Source organism: Arthrobacter sp. 05L428, from assembly GCF_056397665.1.
On record NZ_JBFTNW010000006.1, the window covers coordinates 19,375 to 37,412 of the forward strand.

The window sequence follows — 18,038 nt, forward strand, 5'->3', positions numbered from 1 at the left end:
GGTCCCCCTAGTGTGCTTCGAGAATAGCGACGACGCCCTGGCCGCCGGCGGCGCAGATGGAGATGAGCCCGCGCGCCGGGCGGCCGTCGACCTGTCCCTTGTCATGCAGCATCTTCGCCAGCGAGGCGACGATGCGGCCGCCGGTCGCGGCGAACGGGTGCCCGGCGGCGAGCGAGGAACCGTTGACGTTGAGCTTGGCGCGGTCGACGCTGCCCAGGGCGCCGTCGAGGCCGAGCCGGGTGCGGCAGAATTCCTCGTCCTCCCATGCGGCGAGGGTGCTCAGCACAGTGCCGGCGAAGGCCTCGTGGATTTCGAAGAAGTCGATGTCCTCGAAGCCCAGGCCGTGGCGGGCCAGCAGCCGCGGGACAGCGAACGCGGGAGCCATCAGCAGGCCGTCCTTGCCGTGGACGAAGTCGACGGCGGCCGCCTCGCCGTCGAGTACCGTGGCCAGCTTGGGCAGGTCGTGCGCGTCGGCCCATTCCTCCGAGGCGAGCAGCACGGTGGAGGCGCCGTCGGTGAGCGGGGTGGAGTTGCCGGCTGTCATCGTTGCTTCGGCTCCCAGGTTCTTGCCGAAGACCGGCTTGAGACCCGCGAGCTTTTCGAGCGTGGTGTCGGGCCGCAGGTTGGAGTCCTTGCTGAGCCCGCGGTACGGGGTCAGGAGTTCATCGAAGAAGCCGGCGTCGTAAGCGGCGGCCAGGTTGCGGTGGCTGTTGTACGCCAGCTCGTCCTGGGCTTCGCGGGTGATCTTCCACTGCGCCGTGGTGAGCGCCTGGTGCTCGCCCATGGACAGCCCGGTCCGGGGCTCCCCGGTGTTCGGGGCATCCGGGGTCAGGTCCTTCGGCCGGAGCCGGCTCAGCACCTGCAGCCGCTGCGGCAGGGTCTTGGCGCGGTTCAGGTCGAGCAGGATTTCACGCAGGCCCTCGCTCACGGCGATGGGCGCGTCAGAGGCGGAGTCGACGCCGCCGGCGATGGCGGAGTCGATCTGGCCCAGCTTGATCTTATTGGCGAGACCCAGGACGGTTTCGAGGCCGGTTGCGCAGGCCTGCTGCAGGTCGTACGCGGGGGTTTCGGCGGAGAGCGCGGAACCGAGTACCGCTTCGCGGGTGAGGTTGAAGTCGCGGGAGTGCTTGAGCACGGCGCCGGCGGCAACCTCGCCGATCCGCTCGTCCTGCAGGCCGAAACGTGCGATCAGTCCGTCCAGCGCGGCGGTCAGCATGTCCTGGTTGGAGGACTTGGTGTAGGCGCCGCCGGTGCGGGCGAACGGGATGCGGTTGCCGCCGACCACAACGGCTTTGCGGAGTTGCGGCGCTGCGGCTGATCCTGCGCCCGGCGTGGTGTCCTTCGGTCCGGTCGCGGATGTTCCGTTTTCAGGCATGTGCTCTCTCCTTTGATCAAAGCGGATTACTGATACCCAGCGTACCTGATACGCTGGGTATCGTGAACATCCTGCAGGCGGAACCCCCCGGACCGGTCAGTGCCGGCATCAGTGCTGCGCGCAGCAACCCCGGCGACGCCTCGGGGAGCCCAGTCGATGGCCGGGCCTCCCGCTGGCAATCCCACCGTGAGGAACGGCGCCGGGAGCTGATCAAGTCCGCACGGAAGGCGGTCCACGCCCTGGGCAGCGAAGCCTCGATGGAGGACATCGCTGCAGCGGCCGGAACGTCCAAATCCGTCTTCTACCGCTACTTCGGAGACAAGGCCGGCCTCCAGCAGGCCGTGGGCGAAGTGGTCCTGAGCCAGATGCAGCGGCGCATCCAGGAGGCCGCGCAGAGCGCCCAGACCCCGCGCGAAGGGCTCTACGCCATGGTGTCCGCCTACCTGCAGATGGCCGAGACCAGCCCGAACGTCTACACCTTCGTCACCCGCTACGCGCCCGGCGAGGCGGAGAGCCACAACGCTTCGATCGCCGCGGCCGGGGCGCTCGGCCATTTCTTCGCGTCGATCAGCGAGATGATCGCGTTGCCCATGCGGAGCCAACTGCGTGCTGTCGCCGGTAAGGAAGCCGTGATCGGCTACTGGCCCAACGCCGCGATCGGGCTGGTCCGGAACGCCGGGGAGCAGTGGCTCGCCAGCCCGGACTCCCCCGCCAAGCCCGGCCAGGAAGCGATGGCCCGCCAGATCACCGACTGGCTCTGCTTCGGCATCGCACCCGAACTCCAAGATCCGCCGGCCCCGTAGCCGCGTACCAGCTCCAACACGACCAATTGCCAGAGCACCAAAGACCAGAACCACCAACGACCAGAACCGCAATGTCAGTGCCAACGAAGGAATCGACATGACTGAACTAGCCGACCGCCCCGCGGGCCACCCCACCTCCCCGGCCCCCGCGCCCCGGACCTCGCCCGCCGCAGCTTCCGCTGCCGGTGCCCCCGCCGTCGACGTCGCCGCCCTCGGCGAACAGCTGCTGGGCAAGTGGGCCGCGGTCCGCCGGCAGGCCCGGGACCTGGCCGGCCGCCCGGAACTGCACAAGACCGAGGGGCTCACCCACACCGAACACCGCAAGCGGGCCTTCGGCCAGCTCAAGATCCTGGTGGAGAACGGCGCCGTGCACCGGGCCTTCCCTGCGGAGGTAGGCGGTGCGGACGAACACGGCGGCAATGTCGCCGGCTTCCAGGAACTCGTCATTGCCGACCCCTCGCTGCAGATCAAGGCCGGCGTGCAGTGGGGCCTCTTCGGCTCCGCGGTGAACCACCTCGGCACCGAGGAACACCACCAGAAGTGGCTGCCGGGCATCATGAGCCTGGACATCCCCGGCTGCTTCGCCATGACCGAGACCGGCCACGGCTCGGACGTCGCCAGTATCGCCACCACCGCCACCTACGACGCCGCCACCGGCGAGTTCGTGGTGCACACGCCCTTCCGCGCGGCCTGGAAGGACTACATCGGCAACGCCGCCATCGACGGCCTGGCCGCCGTCGTCTTCGCGCAGCTGATCACCAACGGCGTCAACCACGGCGTGCACGCGTTCTACATGGACCTACGTGACCCGGAGACCAAGGAGTTCCTGCCCGGCATCGGTGGAGAGGACGACGGCGTCAAGGGCGGCCTGAACGGCATCGACAACGGCCGGCTGCACTTCACCCAGGTCAGGATCCCCCGGACGAACCTGCTCAACCGCTACGGGAACGTCGACGCCGACGGCACCTACACCTCGCCGATCGCCAGCCCGGGCCGCCGCTTCTTCACGATGCTCGGCACCCTGGTCCAGGGCCGCGTGTCCCTCGACGGCGCCGCCGTGACCGCGTCCAAGCTGGCCCTCAAGACCGCCATCCAGTACGCCTCCGAACGGCGCCAGTTCAACGCCTCCTCCGCCACAGACGAGGAGGTCCTGCTGGACTACCAGCGGCACCAGCGACGGCTGTTCACCCGGCTCGCCACCACCTATGCCGCCAGCTTCGCCAGCGAACAGCTGCTGCAGAAGTTCGACGACGTGTTCTCCGGCCGGAACGACACCGACGAGGACCGCCAGGACCTCGAGACCCTGGCCGCCGCGCTCAAGCCGCTCAGCACCTGGCACGCCCTCGACACCCTGCAGGAGTGCCGCGAAGCCTGCGGCGGCGCCGGCTTCCTGATCGAGAACCGGTTCGCTTCGCTGCGCGCCGACCTCGATGTCTACGCCACCTTCGAGGGCGACAACACCGTGCTGCTGCAGCTGGTCGCGAAGCGCCTGCTGGCGGACTACGCCAAGGAATTCCGTAACGTGGACTTCGGCGTGCTGGCGCGCTACGTCGTCGGGCAGGCCACCGGCGCCGCCATCCACCGGACCGGCCTGCGCGGCGTCGCCCAGTTCATGGCGGACTCCGGCTCGGTGCAGAAGGCCGCCAGTGCGATCAAGGACGAGGCAGGCCAGCGGGCCCTGTTGACCGAGCGCGTCCAGGCCATGGTGGCCGAGGTTGGATCGGCGCTCAAGGGCGCGAACAAGCTGCCGCAGCAGCAGGCCGCCGCGCTGTTCAACAGCCACCAGAACGAGCTCATCGAGGCGGCCCAGGCGCACGCCGAACTGCTGCAGTGGGAGGCCTTCACCGAGGCGCTGGGCAAGGTCGCCGACCCCGGCACGAAGGCGGTCCTGACCTGGCTGCGCGACCTCTTCGGACTGTCCCTGATCGAGAAGAACCTGTCCTGGTATCTGATGAACGGCCGTCTCTCGATGCAGCGCGCCCGCACCGTGGGCGAGTACATCAACCGGCTGCTCGTGAAGATCCGCCCGCATGCCCTGGACCTGGTGGACGCTTTCGGTTTCGGCCCGGAGCACCTCCGCGCAGCTATCGCCACCGGGGCGGAGAAGACCCGCCAGGACGAGGCCCGGGAGTTCTTCCGCCAGCAGCGTGCCAGCGGCCACGCCCGGGTTGACGAGAAGATCCTGCTGGCCCGCACGGCGCGCGAGGCGAAGGCCAAATCCGGGAAGGCCGCTTCCGGCAAGGCGCGGCGCGGCTAAGCAACAGCGCCGCTAAGAAAGCAACCGAGCTCAAAAACAGCACGGCACGACGACGGCGCCGCCCCCTTATCCGGGGCGGCGCCGTCGTCGTGCTGCGTCGCTACTGCGGAAGAACCGAGCGGTAGACCTCGAGGGTGGTTTCGGTGATGGATTCCCAGGAGAAGTGCTCCTCGGCCCGGCGGCGGCCGGCCTGGCCCATCGCGCGGGCGCGCGCCGGGTCGGAGACCACCTCGGTCAGGGCCGCGGCAAACTCCGTAACGAACTTCTCCGGATCGAGCGGAGTGCCGGTGCCGTCGGTGACCTGCTCAAGCTGCACCAAGAGGCCCGTCTCGCCGTGCTGCACAACTTCCGGGATGCCGCCCGTGGCGCTGGCCACCACCGCGGCGCCGCAGGCCATCGCCTCCAGGTTCACGATCCCGAGCGGTTCGTAGATGGACGGGCAGGCGAACGCGGTGGCGTGGCTGAGGACCTGGATCAGCTCGCGGCGCGGAAGCATCCGCTCCACGAGGATCACGCCGCTGCGCTGGCCCTGCAGTTCCTCGATCAGGCGGGCAGTCTCCGCGGCGAGTTCCGGCGTGTCCGCGGCGCCGAGGCACAGCACCAGCTGGACGTCGGCGGGAAGCTTCGCAGCAGCCCGGAGCAGGTACGGGACGCCCTTCTGGCGGGTGTTGCGCCCCACAAAGACGACGCTCGGCCGCTCAGGGTCGATGCCCAGGGCGCGGACCACGTCCTCGTCTTCGTCGCGGTTCCAGAGGCTGACGTCGATGCCGTTGTGGACCACTCGGACCTTCGCGGGGTCCACCTCCGGGTAGCTGCGCAGAATGTCCTGGCGCATCCCTTCGGACACGGCGATGATCGCCGCGGCGGACTCGTAGGCGGTCTTCTCCACCCAGGAGGACAGGGCATAGCCGCCGCCGAGCTGTTCGGCTTTCCAGGGCCGCAGCGGTTCCAGGCTGTGGGCGCTGAGCACGTGCGGGATGCCGTGCAGCAGCGAGGCGATGTGCCCGGCCATGTTGGCGTACCAGGTGTGCGAATGCACGAGGTCCGCGCCGGCGATGTCCGGGACGATCCTCAGGTCCACGCCGAGGGTCTGCACCGCGGCGTTGGCGCCGGCCAGGTCCTCCGGCACGGCATAGGACGTTACGGTGGCCCCGTGGTAGTCCGGAGTGCGCGGGGCACCGAAGGCCCGCACCTGCAGATCCACCCTCTGGGCCAGCACACGGCTGAGTTCGGCCACGTGGACGCCGGCGCCCCCATAGATTTCGGGCGGGAATTCCTTGGTCACAATGTCTATTCGCACAAACCCCAAGGTAGTCCTTCCGGCTGATCTGTTCTAGTGTGAAGAGGTCCGGGCACACCGGACGGTTTTTGGGGAGCAACGAAGGCGTTCAGGAGCGATCACATGCCGCAGCAAAAGAAAGTCTTGGCCATTGTCCTCGCAGGTGGCGAGGGAAATAGGCTGATGCCGTTGACGGCCGACCGGGCCAAGCCGGCCGTTCCCTTCGCCGGAAGTTACCGGCTCATTGATTTCGCCCTTTCCAACCTGGTGAATTCCCGGTATTTGCAGATTGTCGTCCTGACGCAATACAAATCCCACAGCCTTGACCGGCATATTTCCGAAACGTGGCGCATGTCCACCCAGCTCGGCAACTACATCGCCTCCGTACCCGCCCAGCAGCGCGTCGGCAAGAGCTGGTTCCTGGGCAGCGCCAACGCCATCTACCAGTCCCTCAACCTGATCCACGACGCCAACCCCGACATCGTCGTCGTGGTCGGCGCGGACCACGTGTACCGCATGGATTTCGCGCAGATGGTCGAGCAGCACGTCGCCAGCGGCGCGAAGGCGACGGTGGCGGCCGTACGGCAGCCGCTGCACATGGCCGACCAGTTCGGCGTGATCGAGGTTGACCAGCAGAACCCGGAGAAGATCGCGGCCTTCGTGGAGAAGCCGTCCTCCACGCCCGGGCTCGCCGCGGACCCCACGCAGTTCCTGGCATCCATGGGCAACTACGTTTTCAACGCCGACGCCCTCGTCGAGGCGCTGCACGTCGACGCCGAGCGGCTCGACACCAAGCACGACATGGGCGGGGACATCATTCCCTACTTCGTCGACCAGGGCGAGGCCGGGGTGTATGACTTCACCCTCAATGACATCCCCGGCTCCACCGAGCGTGACCGCACCTACTGGCGCGACGTCGGCACCATCGATTCGTTCTACGACGCCCACATGGACCTGATCTCCCCCGTGCCGGTGTTCAACTTGTACAACTCGGAATGGCCGATTTACACGCGCCAGAGCATCTCGCCGCCGGCCAAGTTCGTCCGCGGCGAGGGCGGCACCGTGGGCACGGCGTTGGACTCGATCGTGGCCAGCGGCGTCGTTATCTCCGGCGGCATCGTGGAAGGCTCGGTGCTCTCCAACGACGTCTACGTCGGCACGGCCAGCCGGGTCCTTGACTCGGTGCTGATGGACAAGGTCCAGGTCGGGGCGGGCGCAGTGGTCAAGCGTGCCATCGTCGATAAGAACGTCCGGATCCCGGCCGGTGCCGCGATCGGCCTGGATCCCGAACTAGACCGGGCGCGCGGGTTCAAGGTCACCGACTCCGGCATCACGGTCCTGTCCAAGGGCCAGGAAGTTCCCGAGCCCGGCGACGCCGAACGTTCCCTCTCCGCGGCCAACCTGTACCTCGTGCCGGATGCCGTGAAGACCGCCACCGAGAACTGGCCGGCCGGCCGCGAGTCCGTGGAAAAGGTCGGCGAGGTGCACGCCGCCGCCGTCGGCGTCGAGCCTCCCGGGAAGTCCTCCACCAAGGCGTACTAAGCCGCGGGCCTGAGCCGGGCCGCCGGTTGGCGGCCCGGGTTCCGGGCCGGCAATCTGCGGCGTCGGGTCGGGGCCGTTGCAGGCTGTAAAATTAGCCCAATGAGCTCTCCCGATCTGCCCCCCGTGCCGGCCAGCGATTCACCGGCCCCGGCTGAGTTGACCCCCGCGGAAATCGCCGCCTGCCTCAAGGTGCTGAACAGCATCCACGTTTACGACGAGGAACACCCGGACTACGTTTCGATCCGCCGCGCGACCGGGAAGATGTTCAAAGCGGTCAAGCGGCACCGCCGGAGCACGAAGCGGGACCTCATCGCCGAGGCGGACCGTGCCGTCATCGCCCAGACCGCGACCGCCGCACCGGACCGGATCGATGACGAGACCCGCGGCAACAAGCTGGCGACCTCGGCCACCGGCGAGGTTGCGGGCCACCTGATCAGGTCCCGGCCCTGCTACATCTGCAAGCAGCACTACACGCAGGTGGATGCGTTCTACCACCAGCTCTGTCCCGAGTGCGCCCTCTTCAGCCACAGCAAGCGCGATGCCCGGACGGACCTGAGCGGCCGGCGTGCGCTGCTGACCGGAGGACGGGCCAAGATCGGCATGTACATTGCCCTCCGGCTGCTCCGCGACGGCGCCCACACCACCATCACCACGCGCTTCCCGAAGGACGCCGCCCGGCGCTTCGCCGCTATGGAGGACAGCGCCGACTGGCTGCACCGGTTGCGGATCGTCGGCATCGACCTGCGTGACCCCTCGCAGGTGATGGCCCTGACGGACTCCCTCGACGCCGCGGGCCCGCTGGACATCATCATCAACAACGCCGCCCAGACGGTCCGGCGCTCGGGCAACGCATACAAGCCGCTGGTCGACGCCGAGGACGAAGCCCTGCCCGCGGAGCTGCAGGCAGCCAACGGCGGCCCCGAGCTGGTCACCTTCGGCCACGCCCACGACAAGCACCCGCTGGCCCTGGCCAGCTCGGTCCTGGACCATCCCGTGCTGGCCGGCGACGCCATCACCTCGCTGGCGCTGTCCACCGGCTCCGCCTCGCTCGAGCGGATCGCCTCCGGCACCGCGATCGACGCCGGCGGCCTGGTTCCGGACCTCGCCAGCATCAACAGCTGGACCCAGGTGGTGGACGAGGTGGATCCGCTGGAGATGCTTGAAGTGCAGCTCTGCAACGTCACCGCGCCGTTCCTGCTGGTAAGCCGGCTGCGCGGGGCAATGAGGCGCTCCACCGCACGGCGCAAGTACATCGTGAACGTCAGCGCCATGGAGGGCCAGTTCTCACGCGCCTACAAGGGACCCGGGCACCCGCACACCAACATGGCCAAGGCCGCGTTGAACATGATGACGCGGACCAGCGCCAAGGAAATGCTCGACTCCGACGGAATCCTGATGACCGCCGTCGATACCGGCTGGATCACCGACGAGCGGCCGCACTACACGAAGGTCCGGCTGATGGAGGAAGGCTTCCATGCGCCGCTGGACCTCGTCGACGGCGCCGCGCGGGTCTACGACCCGATCGTCATGGGCGAGTCCGGCGAGGACCAGTACGGCGTTTTCCTGAAGGACTACAAGCCCAGCCCCTGGTAGGACCGGGGCCGCCGGGTCCGGTGTGCCGTGGACAAGCGGGCCGTAGTCAAGCGGGCCGTCCGTCCCGGCGCCACGGGCCTTATGGCCCTGATGGGCTGCCCGGCCTGTCCGTAACGTGGAGCTGTGAATACGACGACGCCTCCGCCCAATTTCCAGCTGTCCATCGACCAGTGCTGGGTGCTGCTCGACAGCGAAGTTGTCGGGCGGATTGCCCTGATCGTCGACGGCCACCCGGAGGTATTTCCGGTGAACTTCGTCCTGCAGCGCCGCTCGATCGTGTTCCGCACGGCCGGTGGCACCAAGTTGTGGGGCGCCATCACGGCCAAACCGGTTGCCTTTGAGATCGACGGCTACGACTCGCACGAGCAGACAGCCTGGAGCGTCGTCGCCCGCGGCGAAGCCGAACTGATCGAAGACCAGGCGGACAAGGACGCGGTGGACGATTTGCTCCTGGAGCCCTGGCAGCCCGGTGAAAAGAACTACTATGTGCGGCTGGCGCCCAAGGCCCTCACCGGACGCCGGTTCAAGGTCAACAACCCGGATGTGTGGCACACCCGTCTGGCGGACCCGCGGCGGGCCTCTTTCGGTTAGACCCGGACAGACGCGGCCGCCCCGGGCCCCCTGTCAGCCCCGGCTAACGCTTTTCCGGTGTGTGCACCACCAGTACGGGGCAGTGCGCGTGCGCCACGAGGGCGGAGCTCACCGAGCCGAGCAGCAGGCCGCCGAAGCCGCCGTGCCCGCGCCGGCCCAGCACCAGCAGGTCCGCGCCGCGGCTCTCATCGAGGAGCACTTTGCGCGGGTGCCCCTGCACCAGCCGCTTTTCCACATTGGCGGGGGTGGCTTCGCCGAAGGCCTTCACCACGGTCTCCTGCAGGATTTCACCCGCCCGCACGTCGAAATCGTTGATTCCCATGGCGACGTAACCGTCGTAGACCGGCGGAACGTCCCAGCAGGCCAGTGCCACGATGTTGGCCGACAGCGGGACCGCCAGCCGTTGCGCCTGCCGCAGGGCCTCCACCGAAGCGTCCGATCCGTCGACTCCGACCACGATGGTCCGGATGCCCGTAGCCTCGCTCATGACTGGTCCCTTCGTGGTGCCCCCATGGCACGTAGCTCCAAGGATTCCGGCGTCCGGGTCCGCAGGCTAGGGCCGAAAGTCACGCCGGCGGGCCCAGCCGGCCCGGCGTCGTGGGCCGAACGGCCCTTGTCCGGGGCAACGCGCCGGCCGCAGACTTTCAGTGCGCGGCGAAGAAATATTCCCGCTTCGCGACCATTGGGGGCGACTAAAGCCCACAATGGAAGGTACGACTTCACCGCAATTCAGGGATCAGCAAGCAGGGTCCCGCACAAGTTGGACGGGCGCGCTCCGCCACGGACCTGCAACGCGAGCTGGGGAGCTCCGTGGGACCGGTGGCAGCGACAGCGCCCGGACGGGAGAAACATGATTGCCTGGGCAGATGCCGGTCTCACTGCAACCGAGGGCCACCCGGCCGTGATCCGCGTGTTCATCCTCGACGACCACGAGCTGGTCCGCCGGGGCCTCCAGGAACTCCTGGAGGGCGAGGGTTTCCTGGTGGTCGGCAGTTCGGGATCAGCTGTGGAGGCGACGCGGCGGATTCCGGCGCTGCACCCGGACGTTTGCGTTCTGGATGCCCGGCTGCCCGACGGGACCGGGATCGAGGTCTGCCGCGACGTTCGTTCCGTCGACCCCTCGCTCAACTGCATCATCCTCACAAGCTTCGACGACGAACAGGCCCTTCGCGGCGCCGTCCTCGCCGGAGCCTCAGGCTACGTCCTGAAGGAGATCGGCGGAACCGACCTGATCGGTGCCCTGCGCCGCGCCGCCTCGGGCGAGTCCCTCTTCGAGGACGGCGTGGCCGCCGGGATCGTTGAAAGCCTGGTGGAAACCGAAGAAGTTGATCCCCGGACCGCTTCCCTCACGCCGCAGGAACGCAGGGTGCTGGAGTTGGTCGGCGGCGGGCTCACGAACCGCCAGATCGCGGCAGAGATGTTCCTGGCCGAAAAGACCGTCAAGAACTACGTCTCATCCCTGCTGGCCAAACTGGGCTTCGAGCGCCGTACCCAGGCGGCGGTGTTCATCGCCAGCCCGGCCGGCGCGGGAACGCCCGCCAACGGCACCGAGGCCGATGCCGGCCGGCGACACAGCATCCACTGAGGGCGCCTGCCCGACAGGCCCGCCGGGCCGAAGCCGGGCACGCCGGCTAGAGCGGGACGGACCATTCGACGCTGGTTCCGGCGTCCGGCGCCGTCGTGATGGTGCACTGGCCGTCCAGCATCCGCGCCCGATCCTCCAGATTGGCCAGGCCGTTGCGCTCCTGGCTGTCATTGAAGCCGGAACCGTTGTCCGTGATGACCACCGTGACCTGGCCCTTGATGACGGCTACCGACACCGAGATAGCGTCCGCACCGGAATGCCGGATGGCGTTGCTCAGCCCTTCGGAAACCACAGCCACGACGTTGTCCGCCTTGTCCGGCGTGACGGCGTCCACCGGGCCGGTCAGCGTCAGCCGGGGCGTGAAGGGCATGGACTTGGCGGAGCTTCGGGTCACCCGACGGATCCTTCCGCTGAGCAGTTCCGTTTCGCCGCTGCTGCTCTTGAGCGAGTAAATCGTGTCGCGCAGGCTGCGGATCGCTTCGTCCAGTTCGCCGGTGATATTGCGGATCCGCTCGGTTGCGAGTTCGTCCTTGGTGAACCGCGTCAGGCTCTGCACGCTCAGGCCGGCCGCGAAGAGCCGCTGGATCACGAGATCGTGCAGGTCCCGGGCGATCCGGTCCCGGTCCGTAAACACCAGCAGTTCCTCGCGGAGCCGGTGCACGCGGGCGAGTTCGAGGGCGAGTGCCACGTGCGAGCCGAAAACAGCGCCCATCTCGACGTCGGTACGGGCGTAGCGCAGCGACTCCGGGTTGCGGGCCAGCAGCAGGAGGCCGTGGTGGGCGCCCTGCGTGCTGAGGGCCACCGCGAGCAGCGGACCCAGGCCTCCACCGTCGACCCCGTTAAAAACCCCGCCGGCGTGGTCAAGCATGACCGGCTCGCCGCCGGAGAGCACGTCCTGCAGCTCGGGCGAGTCGAGGCAGAGCGACGTGCCGGAGAAGTCCTTGGCCCGCTCCCCCGCGGCGCCCGCCACGATGAACCCTGGCCCGGACACGGCGGGAGCCACAATCAGCGCCAGCGCCGAATCCGACTCCTGCAGCGCCCGCGCCGCGATCGGGTCGAGGCCGCCCGCGGAGTAGTCCCGGTCGCTGGCGAGCATCAGCCCGGACACATCCATGCACGCTTCCAGCCAGCGGGCACGTCGCCGGGAGTCGTCGTAGAGTTTGGCGTTCTCGATCGCGACGCCCGCTGCGGCGGCCAGCGCCACCGCAAGCGCCTCATCCTCCGCGGTGAAGTCCCCGCCGCCTTCCTTCTCCGTCAGGTAGAGATTGCCGAACACGGTGTCCCGGACCCGGACCGGCACGCCGAGGAAGGACTGCATGGGCGGGTGGTGCTTCGGGAATCCGTAAGCCTCCGGATGTTTGCGCAGGTCCTGCAGCCGTAACGGCCGGGGATCGCTTATCAGTAGGCCCAGCACCCCGTGCCCGGTCGGCAAAGGTCCGATCTGCTGGGCGAGCTCGCCGTCGATTCCAACGGTGATGAAGTGGCTCAGGGCGTGGTCATCGCCGATCACGCCCAGGGCGCCGTAGCGGGCGTGCAGGAGGCGGCAGGAGGACTGCACCACGCGTTCCAGGACGGCGTCCAGGCTGAGATCCTCGGCCACGGCGACGACGGCTTCGAGCAGGCCCGCCATGCGCTCCTGGGACTGGAGCAGCTCTCCGGCGCGGGACACGAAGTCCTTGAGCAGGTCCTCGATCCGGGGGTTGCCGGAATTCACGATCTCCGGGCTGTTATTAGGTGAATGCATCTACATTGGCCCCAATCCTCACGACGTACATCCGCGCCGATGACGTGTTGCCAGAATACCCTGATACCTTCCGATCGGACCCTAAACGCTCGGGGATTATTACGCCGCCGGGCCGTTATGCCCTAGCCCGATTGTCGCCGGCTGACGTAGGCTCGGCGCCATGAGCACCGATCCGAAACCGACCGCAGGCCAGCCCCATGAAGTCGAAAACCTGGACAACCACGAGTGCTGGCGGCTGCTGCGCAGCGTGACCGTGGGCCGGATGGCCGTGTGGGTGGACGACCATCCGGACATCTTCCCGATCAACTACAAGGTGGACCACGGAACCCTCGTTTTCCGCACCGCGGAGGGCACGAAGCTGCAGGCCGCGACCGGCGACACTCCGGTAGCAGTGGAGGCCGACGGCGTCGATGCGGACAGGGGCATCGCCTGGAGCGTGGTGATCAAGGGCCAGGCCGCCGCGGTGAAGAACACGGAGGAGATCCTGGATACGGTGGGCCTGCTGCTCTTCCCGTGGCAGGCCGGCAAGAAGGACCACTTCGTCCGCATCACTCCGGACTCGATCACCGGCAGGCGTTTCAAGATTGTGCCGCCGCTGACGTGGTGGACGCCGCTGGACGACGCCACCCGCTCGGGCTTCGAATAACCCCACAACCGCGGACGGCTGGAAAGCGGCTTAGGCCAGCCGGGTGATTTCCACCGTCACCGACAGGGCGGACCCTCCGCCGCCGGACAGGATGCCCTTGAGCGGCGGTACGTCGCGGTAGTCGCGGCCGCGCGCCACCGTGACATGGAAGTCCCCGGCAGGTTTGTGGTTTGTCGGGTCCCAGCTGCGCCATTCCCCGTCCCACCATTCCAGCCAGGCATGCGACTGCCCGGCGACCGTCTCGCCGAGATCCGCCGTCGAACGCGGGTGCAGGTAACCGGAGACGTACCGGGCCGGGATTCCGCAGCTGCGCAACGCCCCGATCGCCAGGTGGGCGAGGTCCTGGCAGACGCCCTGGCGCTGGGTCCAGGCCTCCTCGGCGTTCGTGGTGACGCCGGTGGAGCCCTTCATGTAGCTCATCTCGCCGCGCATCCATTCGAACACGGCCATGGCGGCCTCATGCGGGTTGCGCCCCTCGACGACGCCGGGGACGATCGCGAGCACCTCGGCGCCGGGGCCGGTCAGCTGCGACTGCGGGATCCAGTCGCTGAACTGGTTGAGCGTTTCGGGCGAGGACAGCACGTCCCAGCCGACGATGTCCGCCTCGGCCGGGATCCGCTCGACGCGGTGGACCTCCACCGTGGTGGTGGAGAGGACCTCGAGGTGGTCGTGCGGCATCTGCATGTCGAAGGCCGTCACGCGGGTGCCCCAGTAGTCGCGGTAGCTGCTGAGCGCCGCCTGCGACGGCGAGACCTTCATGGAGGACTCCAGCACCACCTGCTGCGGGTCCGTCAGCGGCGTCATCCGGGCCTCGTTGTAGGAGAGCGTGACCCGCTTGTTGTACTTGTACGCGGTCTTGTGCGTGATGCTGAGCCGGGTCATGAAACTTCTCCCACCCAGGCCAGTTCGTCTGCCTGATTGAAGTACTTACGGGAAATGGCGTCCGAGGCCTGCGAGACGGCCTTCTGCACGCGCTCCATGTGCTCCGGCAGCTCTGACATCAGGTCGTCGGTGCGGTGGAACTCAAGGAAGGTCCGGGCCTGGCCCACGATCCGTCGGGCGTCATTGATGAAGCCGACGCGCTGCGCCGAGGGGTCCAGCTTGGCGAGGCAATCGTCGGCGTCGCGCAGGGCGTAAACGATGGACCGCGGGAACAGCCGGTCCAGCAGCAGGAACTCGGCCGCGTGCTGATCGCCGAAGGCGGCCCGGCGGGTCCGCAAAAAGGATTCGTACGCGCCGGCGCAGCGGAGCATGTTGACCCAGGACATCCCGGCCGAGAGCACATCCCGGGTCGAGAGCATCCGCGCGGTCATGTCGGCCCGCTCCAGCGAGCGTCCCAGGACCAGGAACAGCCAGCTTTCGTCGTGGCTGACCGTGGTGTCCGCAAGGCCGCTGACCATCGCGGTGCGTTCCAACACCCAGTTGCAGAAGCGGTAGGTGCCCACCACGTCCTTGCGGTGCTGGTTCAGCCCGTAGTAGGTGGTGTTCAGGCTCTCCCAGAGACCGGAGGACACGGTTTCCCGGGCGCGCCGGGCGTTCTCACGCGCGGCCCCCAGGGAACCGGCGATCGAGGTGGCGCTGTGCTTGTCGTAGGCCAAAGCATGCAGCAGCTCGTCCAGGCCGAAGTCCTCGGACTGCGGCCGGGCGCCCATGACGGCGAGGAGTTCCTGCGCGACGCTGCGCTGTTCCTCCATCGGCAGGTGGTTCAGCCGTTCGAGGTGGACGTCCAGGATCCGTGCGGTGCCGTCCGCGCGTTCCACATAGCGGCCGATCCAAAACAGTGACTCGGCAATACGGCTAAGCATTCTCGGCTACCTCCCGCGCGTCGGACATCTGCTGCTGTTGTTGTTCCTTCTGGCTGTCACGCCAGTTGCTCTCCACCGGCCAGACCGAGACCCGCTCGCGGACCGCAATGGCAGGCCGCGGGATGACCTCGACCGGGACCTGCGGGGAGTCCGCCAGCACCCAGGTGTCCTTGGAGCCGCCGCCCTGGCTGGAGTTCACGATCAGGGACCCCTCCTTGAGCGCCACCCGGGTGAGGCCGCCGGGCAGGACCCAGACGTCGTCGCCGTCGTTGACCGCGAAGGGGCGCAGGTCCACGTGCCGCGGGCCGAACTTGTCGCCGCTGAGCGTGGGCACGGTGGAGAGCTGCAGCACCGGCTGCGCGATCCAGCCGCGCGGGTCGGCGATGATGCGCTTGCGCAGGGCCTCGAGCTCGTCCTTGGACGCGTCGGGGCCGATGACCAGGCCCTTGCCGCCAGATCCGTCGACCGGCTTGACCACCAGCTCGTCGAGCCGGTCCAGCACGTGCTCGCGGGCTTCCTTCTCCTCAAGCCGGAAGGTGTCCACGTTGGCGATCACGGGTTCTTCGCTGAGGTAATACCGGATCAGGTCCGGCACGTAGCTGTAGACCAGCTTGTCGTCCGCGACGCCGTTGCCCACCGCGTTGGCGATCGTGACGCCGCCAGCGCGGGCGGCATTGACCAGCCCGGGGCAGCCAAGCATGGAGTCGGAGCGGAACTGCAGCGGGTCCAGGAACTCGTCGTCGATCCGCTTGTAGATCACGTCCACCCGTTGTTCGCCGGCGGTGGTGCGCATGTACACCCGGTTGCCGCGGCAGATCAGGTCCCGGCCCTCGACGAGCTCGACGCCCATCAGGCCGGCCAGCAGGGTGTGCTCGAAGTAGGCGCTGTTGAACACGCCGGGGGTCAGGACCACGACGGTGGGATCGTCGACGCCGGACGGCGCGGTCTTGCGCAGCGCGGAGAGCAGCCGGCGCGGGTATTCCTCCACCGGGCGGATGAGCTGCTGGCCGAACGCTTCCGGCAGGCCCTTGGCCATGGCGCGGCGGTTCTCCAGGACGTAGCTGACTCCGGACGGGACGCGCACGTTGTCTTCCAGGACGCGGAACGTTCCGGCCGCGTCGCGGACGACGTCGATGCCGGAAATGTGCACGCGCACGCCGCCTGCCGGTTCGAAACCGTGGACCTGGCGGTGGAAGTGGGCGCTGGTGGTGACGAGCTGCCGCGGGATGACGCCGTCGGCGACGACCGTCATCTTGTCGTAGACGTCGTTGAGGAAGGCTTCGAGGGCCCGGACGCGCTGGGCCACCCCGCGTTCCAGGACAGACCACTCGTCGGCCGGGATTACCCGGGGCACGATGTCCAGCGGGAACGGCCGCTCCTCCCCCGCGAAGTCGAAGGTGACGCCGCGGTCCAGGAAGGTCCGTGCCATCGAGTCGGCGCGGGCGGTGACGTCGGCCAGCGAGAGCTCCTGCAGCGCCCCGGCCACCTGCCCGTAGGAGCGCCGGGCCTGCTGGTCCGGGGTAAACATCTCGTCGTAGGCGCCGCTGCGGCCGGCGGCCTCGGAGTAATCCTGGAAAAGGTCAGACATGCCCACTAGCCAACCACCTTTTCGTTACGAAATCATTTCGGCGCATCCGGTGGGGCGTGTTGCGGCTCACACCGGCGTCCGGCTTTGGAGCGGTTCCGTGTCGCGCTTCGATGTTTGTCCGCAAATTACGGCAAGGTTGGGTGCGTGCCACTTATCCGACCCGCCTTCCTGCAGCGGCGCCCGGGCCGGCTGCAGCCGTTGCTGCCGGGCCTGCTCGCCTGCGCCGCCGCCGTCGTCACAGCCCTCGCCGTCCACCTGGCGCTGCCCGCACTGCCGGCCATGACGGTGGCGGTGGTGCTGGGACTGCTGGCCGCGAACCTGCCCGGTGTGTCCGGCTGGAGCGCCGGCTCCGGCCGGCCCGGGCTGGACTTCGCCGGGAAGCACCTGATGCGCAGCGGCATCGTGGTGCTGGGGCTCAAGGTCAGCGTGGTGGATGTCCTGGGCCTGGGCTGGCCCGCGCTGCTGCTGATCACCGGGGTGGTGCTGGCGGCCTTCGCCGGCACCTACGGCATCGGCCGGCTCTTCCGGCTCCCGCCGCCGGTGTCGCTGCTGATCGCGACCGGGTTCGCCATCTGCGGCGCCTCCGCGATCGGTGCGATGGCCGCGGTGCGCCGCATCCGGCAGGCTGACACCGTGCTCCCAATCGCGCTGGTCACGCTTTGCGGCACGCTAGCCATCGGCGTCCTGCCGCTCCTGATCGGCCCGTTGGGACTGGGCCCGGAAGCTTTCGGGGCGTGGGCCGGCGCTTCGGTGCACGACGTCGGGCAGGTGGTCGCCACCGCGCAGACCGCCGGGGCTTCGGCTCTCGCCGTCGCCGTGATCGTCAAACTCACCCGGGTACTGCTGCTCGCGCCCATGGTCGCCGCGGCGGGCATCCACCACCGGATTGGATCCGACGACGGCGGGAAGCTCCCGCCGGTCGTCCCGCTGTTCGTGGTGGGGTTCATCGCCATGGCGGCCCTGCGGTCCGCCGGCTGGCTCTCCCCCGCGGCGCTCGGGGCGGCCGCCGTGCTGCAGGACCTGCTGCTGGGCATGGCGCTGTTCGGACTTGGTTCGGCCGTGCGGGTGCGGCACCTGCTGCGCACCGGAACCCGTGCCCTGCTGGCCGCACTGGCCTCGTGGCTGCTGATCGCCGCGCTGGGCCTGGGCGCCGCCGTCGTCCTCATCCCCGGGCACTGATACCGGGCGCTGTTACCGGGCGCTGTTACCGGGCGCTGACCCCGGCTGTGC

General features: G+C 68.4%; 15 protein-coding genes. 8 read left to right on the top strand and 7 right to left on the bottom strand.

Annotated elements, in window-relative coordinates:
* Nucleotides 1-7 precede the first annotated feature (7 nt).
* Nucleotides 8-1,375, bottom strand: coding sequence for an acetyl-CoA C-acetyltransferase (locus AC1DH3_RS11960; protein WP_476909399.1), 1,368 nt, complete (start codon nt 1,373-1,375; stop codon nt 8-10).
* Nucleotides 1,376-1,437: 62 nt separating this feature from the next.
* Between AC1DH3_RS11960 and AC1DH3_RS11965 the strand changes: the two genes are divergently transcribed.
* Together AC1DH3_RS11965 and AC1DH3_RS11970 are read left to right on the top strand one after the other, a co-directional pair.
* On the top strand, nt 1,438-2,178 hold the full coding sequence (locus AC1DH3_RS11965) for a TetR/AcrR family transcriptional regulator (RefSeq protein WP_476909400.1): 741 nt from the start codon (nt 1,438-1,440) through the stop codon (nt 2,176-2,178).
* Between the two features lie 97 nt (nt 2,179-2,275).
* Nucleotides 2,276-4,435 (top strand): acyl-CoA dehydrogenase family protein, encoded by a 2,160-nt coding sequence (locus tag AC1DH3_RS11970; RefSeq protein WP_476909401.1) that lies wholly within the window; start codon nt 2,276-2,278, stop codon nt 4,433-4,435.
* Nucleotides 4,436-4,535: 100 nt separating this feature from the next.
* On the opposite strand, the gene glgA is transcribed toward AC1DH3_RS11970, so the two are convergent.
* Entirely contained in the window at nt 4,536-5,735 is a 1,200-nt protein-coding gene (glgA, locus tag AC1DH3_RS11975) for a glycogen synthase (RefSeq protein ID WP_349627356.1), read from the bottom strand.
* Between the two features lie 102 nt (nt 5,736-5,837).
* Here glgA and glgC point away from each other — a divergent pair, with 102 nt between their 5' ends.
* From glgC to AC1DH3_RS11990, 3 genes are all read left to right on the top strand, one after another.
* Nucleotides 5,838-7,256, top strand: coding sequence for a glucose-1-phosphate adenylyltransferase (glgC, locus tag AC1DH3_RS11980; protein WP_476892556.1), 1,419 nt, complete (start codon nt 5,838-5,840; stop codon nt 7,254-7,256).
* Nucleotides 7,257-7,355: 99 nt separating this feature from the next.
* Nucleotides 7,356-8,849 carry an SDR family NAD(P)-dependent oxidoreductase gene (locus AC1DH3_RS11985; RefSeq protein ID WP_476892557.1) on the top strand — a complete coding sequence of 498 codons (1,494 nt, stop codon included), beginning with the start codon at nt 7,356-7,358 and terminating at the stop codon, nt 8,847-8,849.
* 123 nt (nt 8,850-8,972) lie between these two features.
* Nucleotides 8,973-9,440 (top strand): pyridoxamine 5'-phosphate oxidase family protein, encoded by a 468-nt coding sequence (locus tag AC1DH3_RS11990; RefSeq protein ID WP_476909402.1) that lies wholly within the window; start codon nt 8,973-8,975, stop codon nt 9,438-9,440.
* A 43-nt stretch (nt 9,441-9,483) separates the two neighbouring features.
* Here the strand turns inward: AC1DH3_RS11990 and AC1DH3_RS11995 are convergent, their stop codons facing one another.
* Nucleotides 9,484-9,927, bottom strand: a complete 444-nt coding sequence (locus AC1DH3_RS11995) for a universal stress protein (protein WP_476892558.1) — start codon at nt 9,925-9,927, stop codon at nt 9,484-9,486.
* 363 nt (nt 9,928-10,290) lie between these two features.
* Between AC1DH3_RS11995 and AC1DH3_RS12000 the strand changes: the two genes are divergently transcribed.
* Nucleotides 10,291-11,025: a response regulator gene (locus tag AC1DH3_RS12000; RefSeq protein WP_441418724.1), complete on the top strand. Its 735-nt coding sequence runs from the start codon at nt 10,291-10,293 to the stop codon at nt 11,023-11,025.
* Nucleotides 11,026-11,071: 46 nt separating this feature from the next.
* Here the strand turns inward: AC1DH3_RS12000 and AC1DH3_RS12005 are convergent, their stop codons facing one another.
* Nucleotides 11,072-12,769, bottom strand: coding sequence for a GAF domain-containing sensor histidine kinase (locus AC1DH3_RS12005; protein WP_441418723.1), 1,698 nt, complete (start codon nt 12,767-12,769; stop codon nt 11,072-11,074).
* 160 nt (nt 12,770-12,929) lie between these two features.
* On the opposite strand from AC1DH3_RS12005, the gene AC1DH3_RS12010 reads away from it, so the two are divergent.
* Nucleotides 12,930-13,415 (top strand): pyridoxamine 5'-phosphate oxidase family protein, encoded by a 486-nt coding sequence (locus tag AC1DH3_RS12010; RefSeq protein WP_476892559.1) that lies wholly within the window; start codon nt 12,930-12,932, stop codon nt 13,413-13,415.
* A gap of 30 nt (nt 13,416-13,445) precedes the next feature.
* Here AC1DH3_RS12010 and AC1DH3_RS12015 read toward each other — a convergent pair whose 3' ends face one another.
* Genes AC1DH3_RS12015 through AC1DH3_RS12025 form a run of 3 tightly spaced genes read right to left on the bottom strand, consistent with a single transcriptional unit; the run spans nt 13,446 to nt 16,808 of the window.
* On the bottom strand, nt 13,446-14,297 hold the full coding sequence (locus AC1DH3_RS12015; protein ID WP_441418721.1) for a transglutaminase family protein: 852 nt from the start codon (nt 14,295-14,297) through the stop codon (nt 13,446-13,448).
* On the bottom strand, nt 14,294-15,220 hold the full coding sequence (locus tag AC1DH3_RS12020) for an alpha-E domain-containing protein (RefSeq protein ID WP_175323354.1): 927 nt from the start codon (nt 15,218-15,220) through the stop codon (nt 14,294-14,296). The genes AC1DH3_RS12015 and AC1DH3_RS12020 overlap by 4 nt, the downstream gene beginning before the upstream one ends.
* Entirely contained in the window at nt 15,213-16,808 is a 1,596-nt protein-coding gene (locus AC1DH3_RS12025; RefSeq protein WP_441418720.1) for a circularly permuted type 2 ATP-grasp protein, read from the bottom strand. Before AC1DH3_RS12025 ends, AC1DH3_RS12020 begins: the two co-directional genes overlap by 8 nt.
* Nucleotides 16,809-16,961: 153 nt before the next feature.
* On the opposite strand from AC1DH3_RS12025, the gene AC1DH3_RS12030 reads away from it, so the two are divergent.
* The gene (locus AC1DH3_RS12030; protein ID WP_476909469.1) at nt 16,962-17,987 is read left to right on the top strand and encodes a YeiH family protein; all 1,026 of its coding nucleotides are present in this window, start codon (nt 16,962-16,964) and stop codon (nt 17,985-17,987) included.
* The last annotated feature ends 51 nt before the right edge of the window (nt 17,988-18,038 follow it).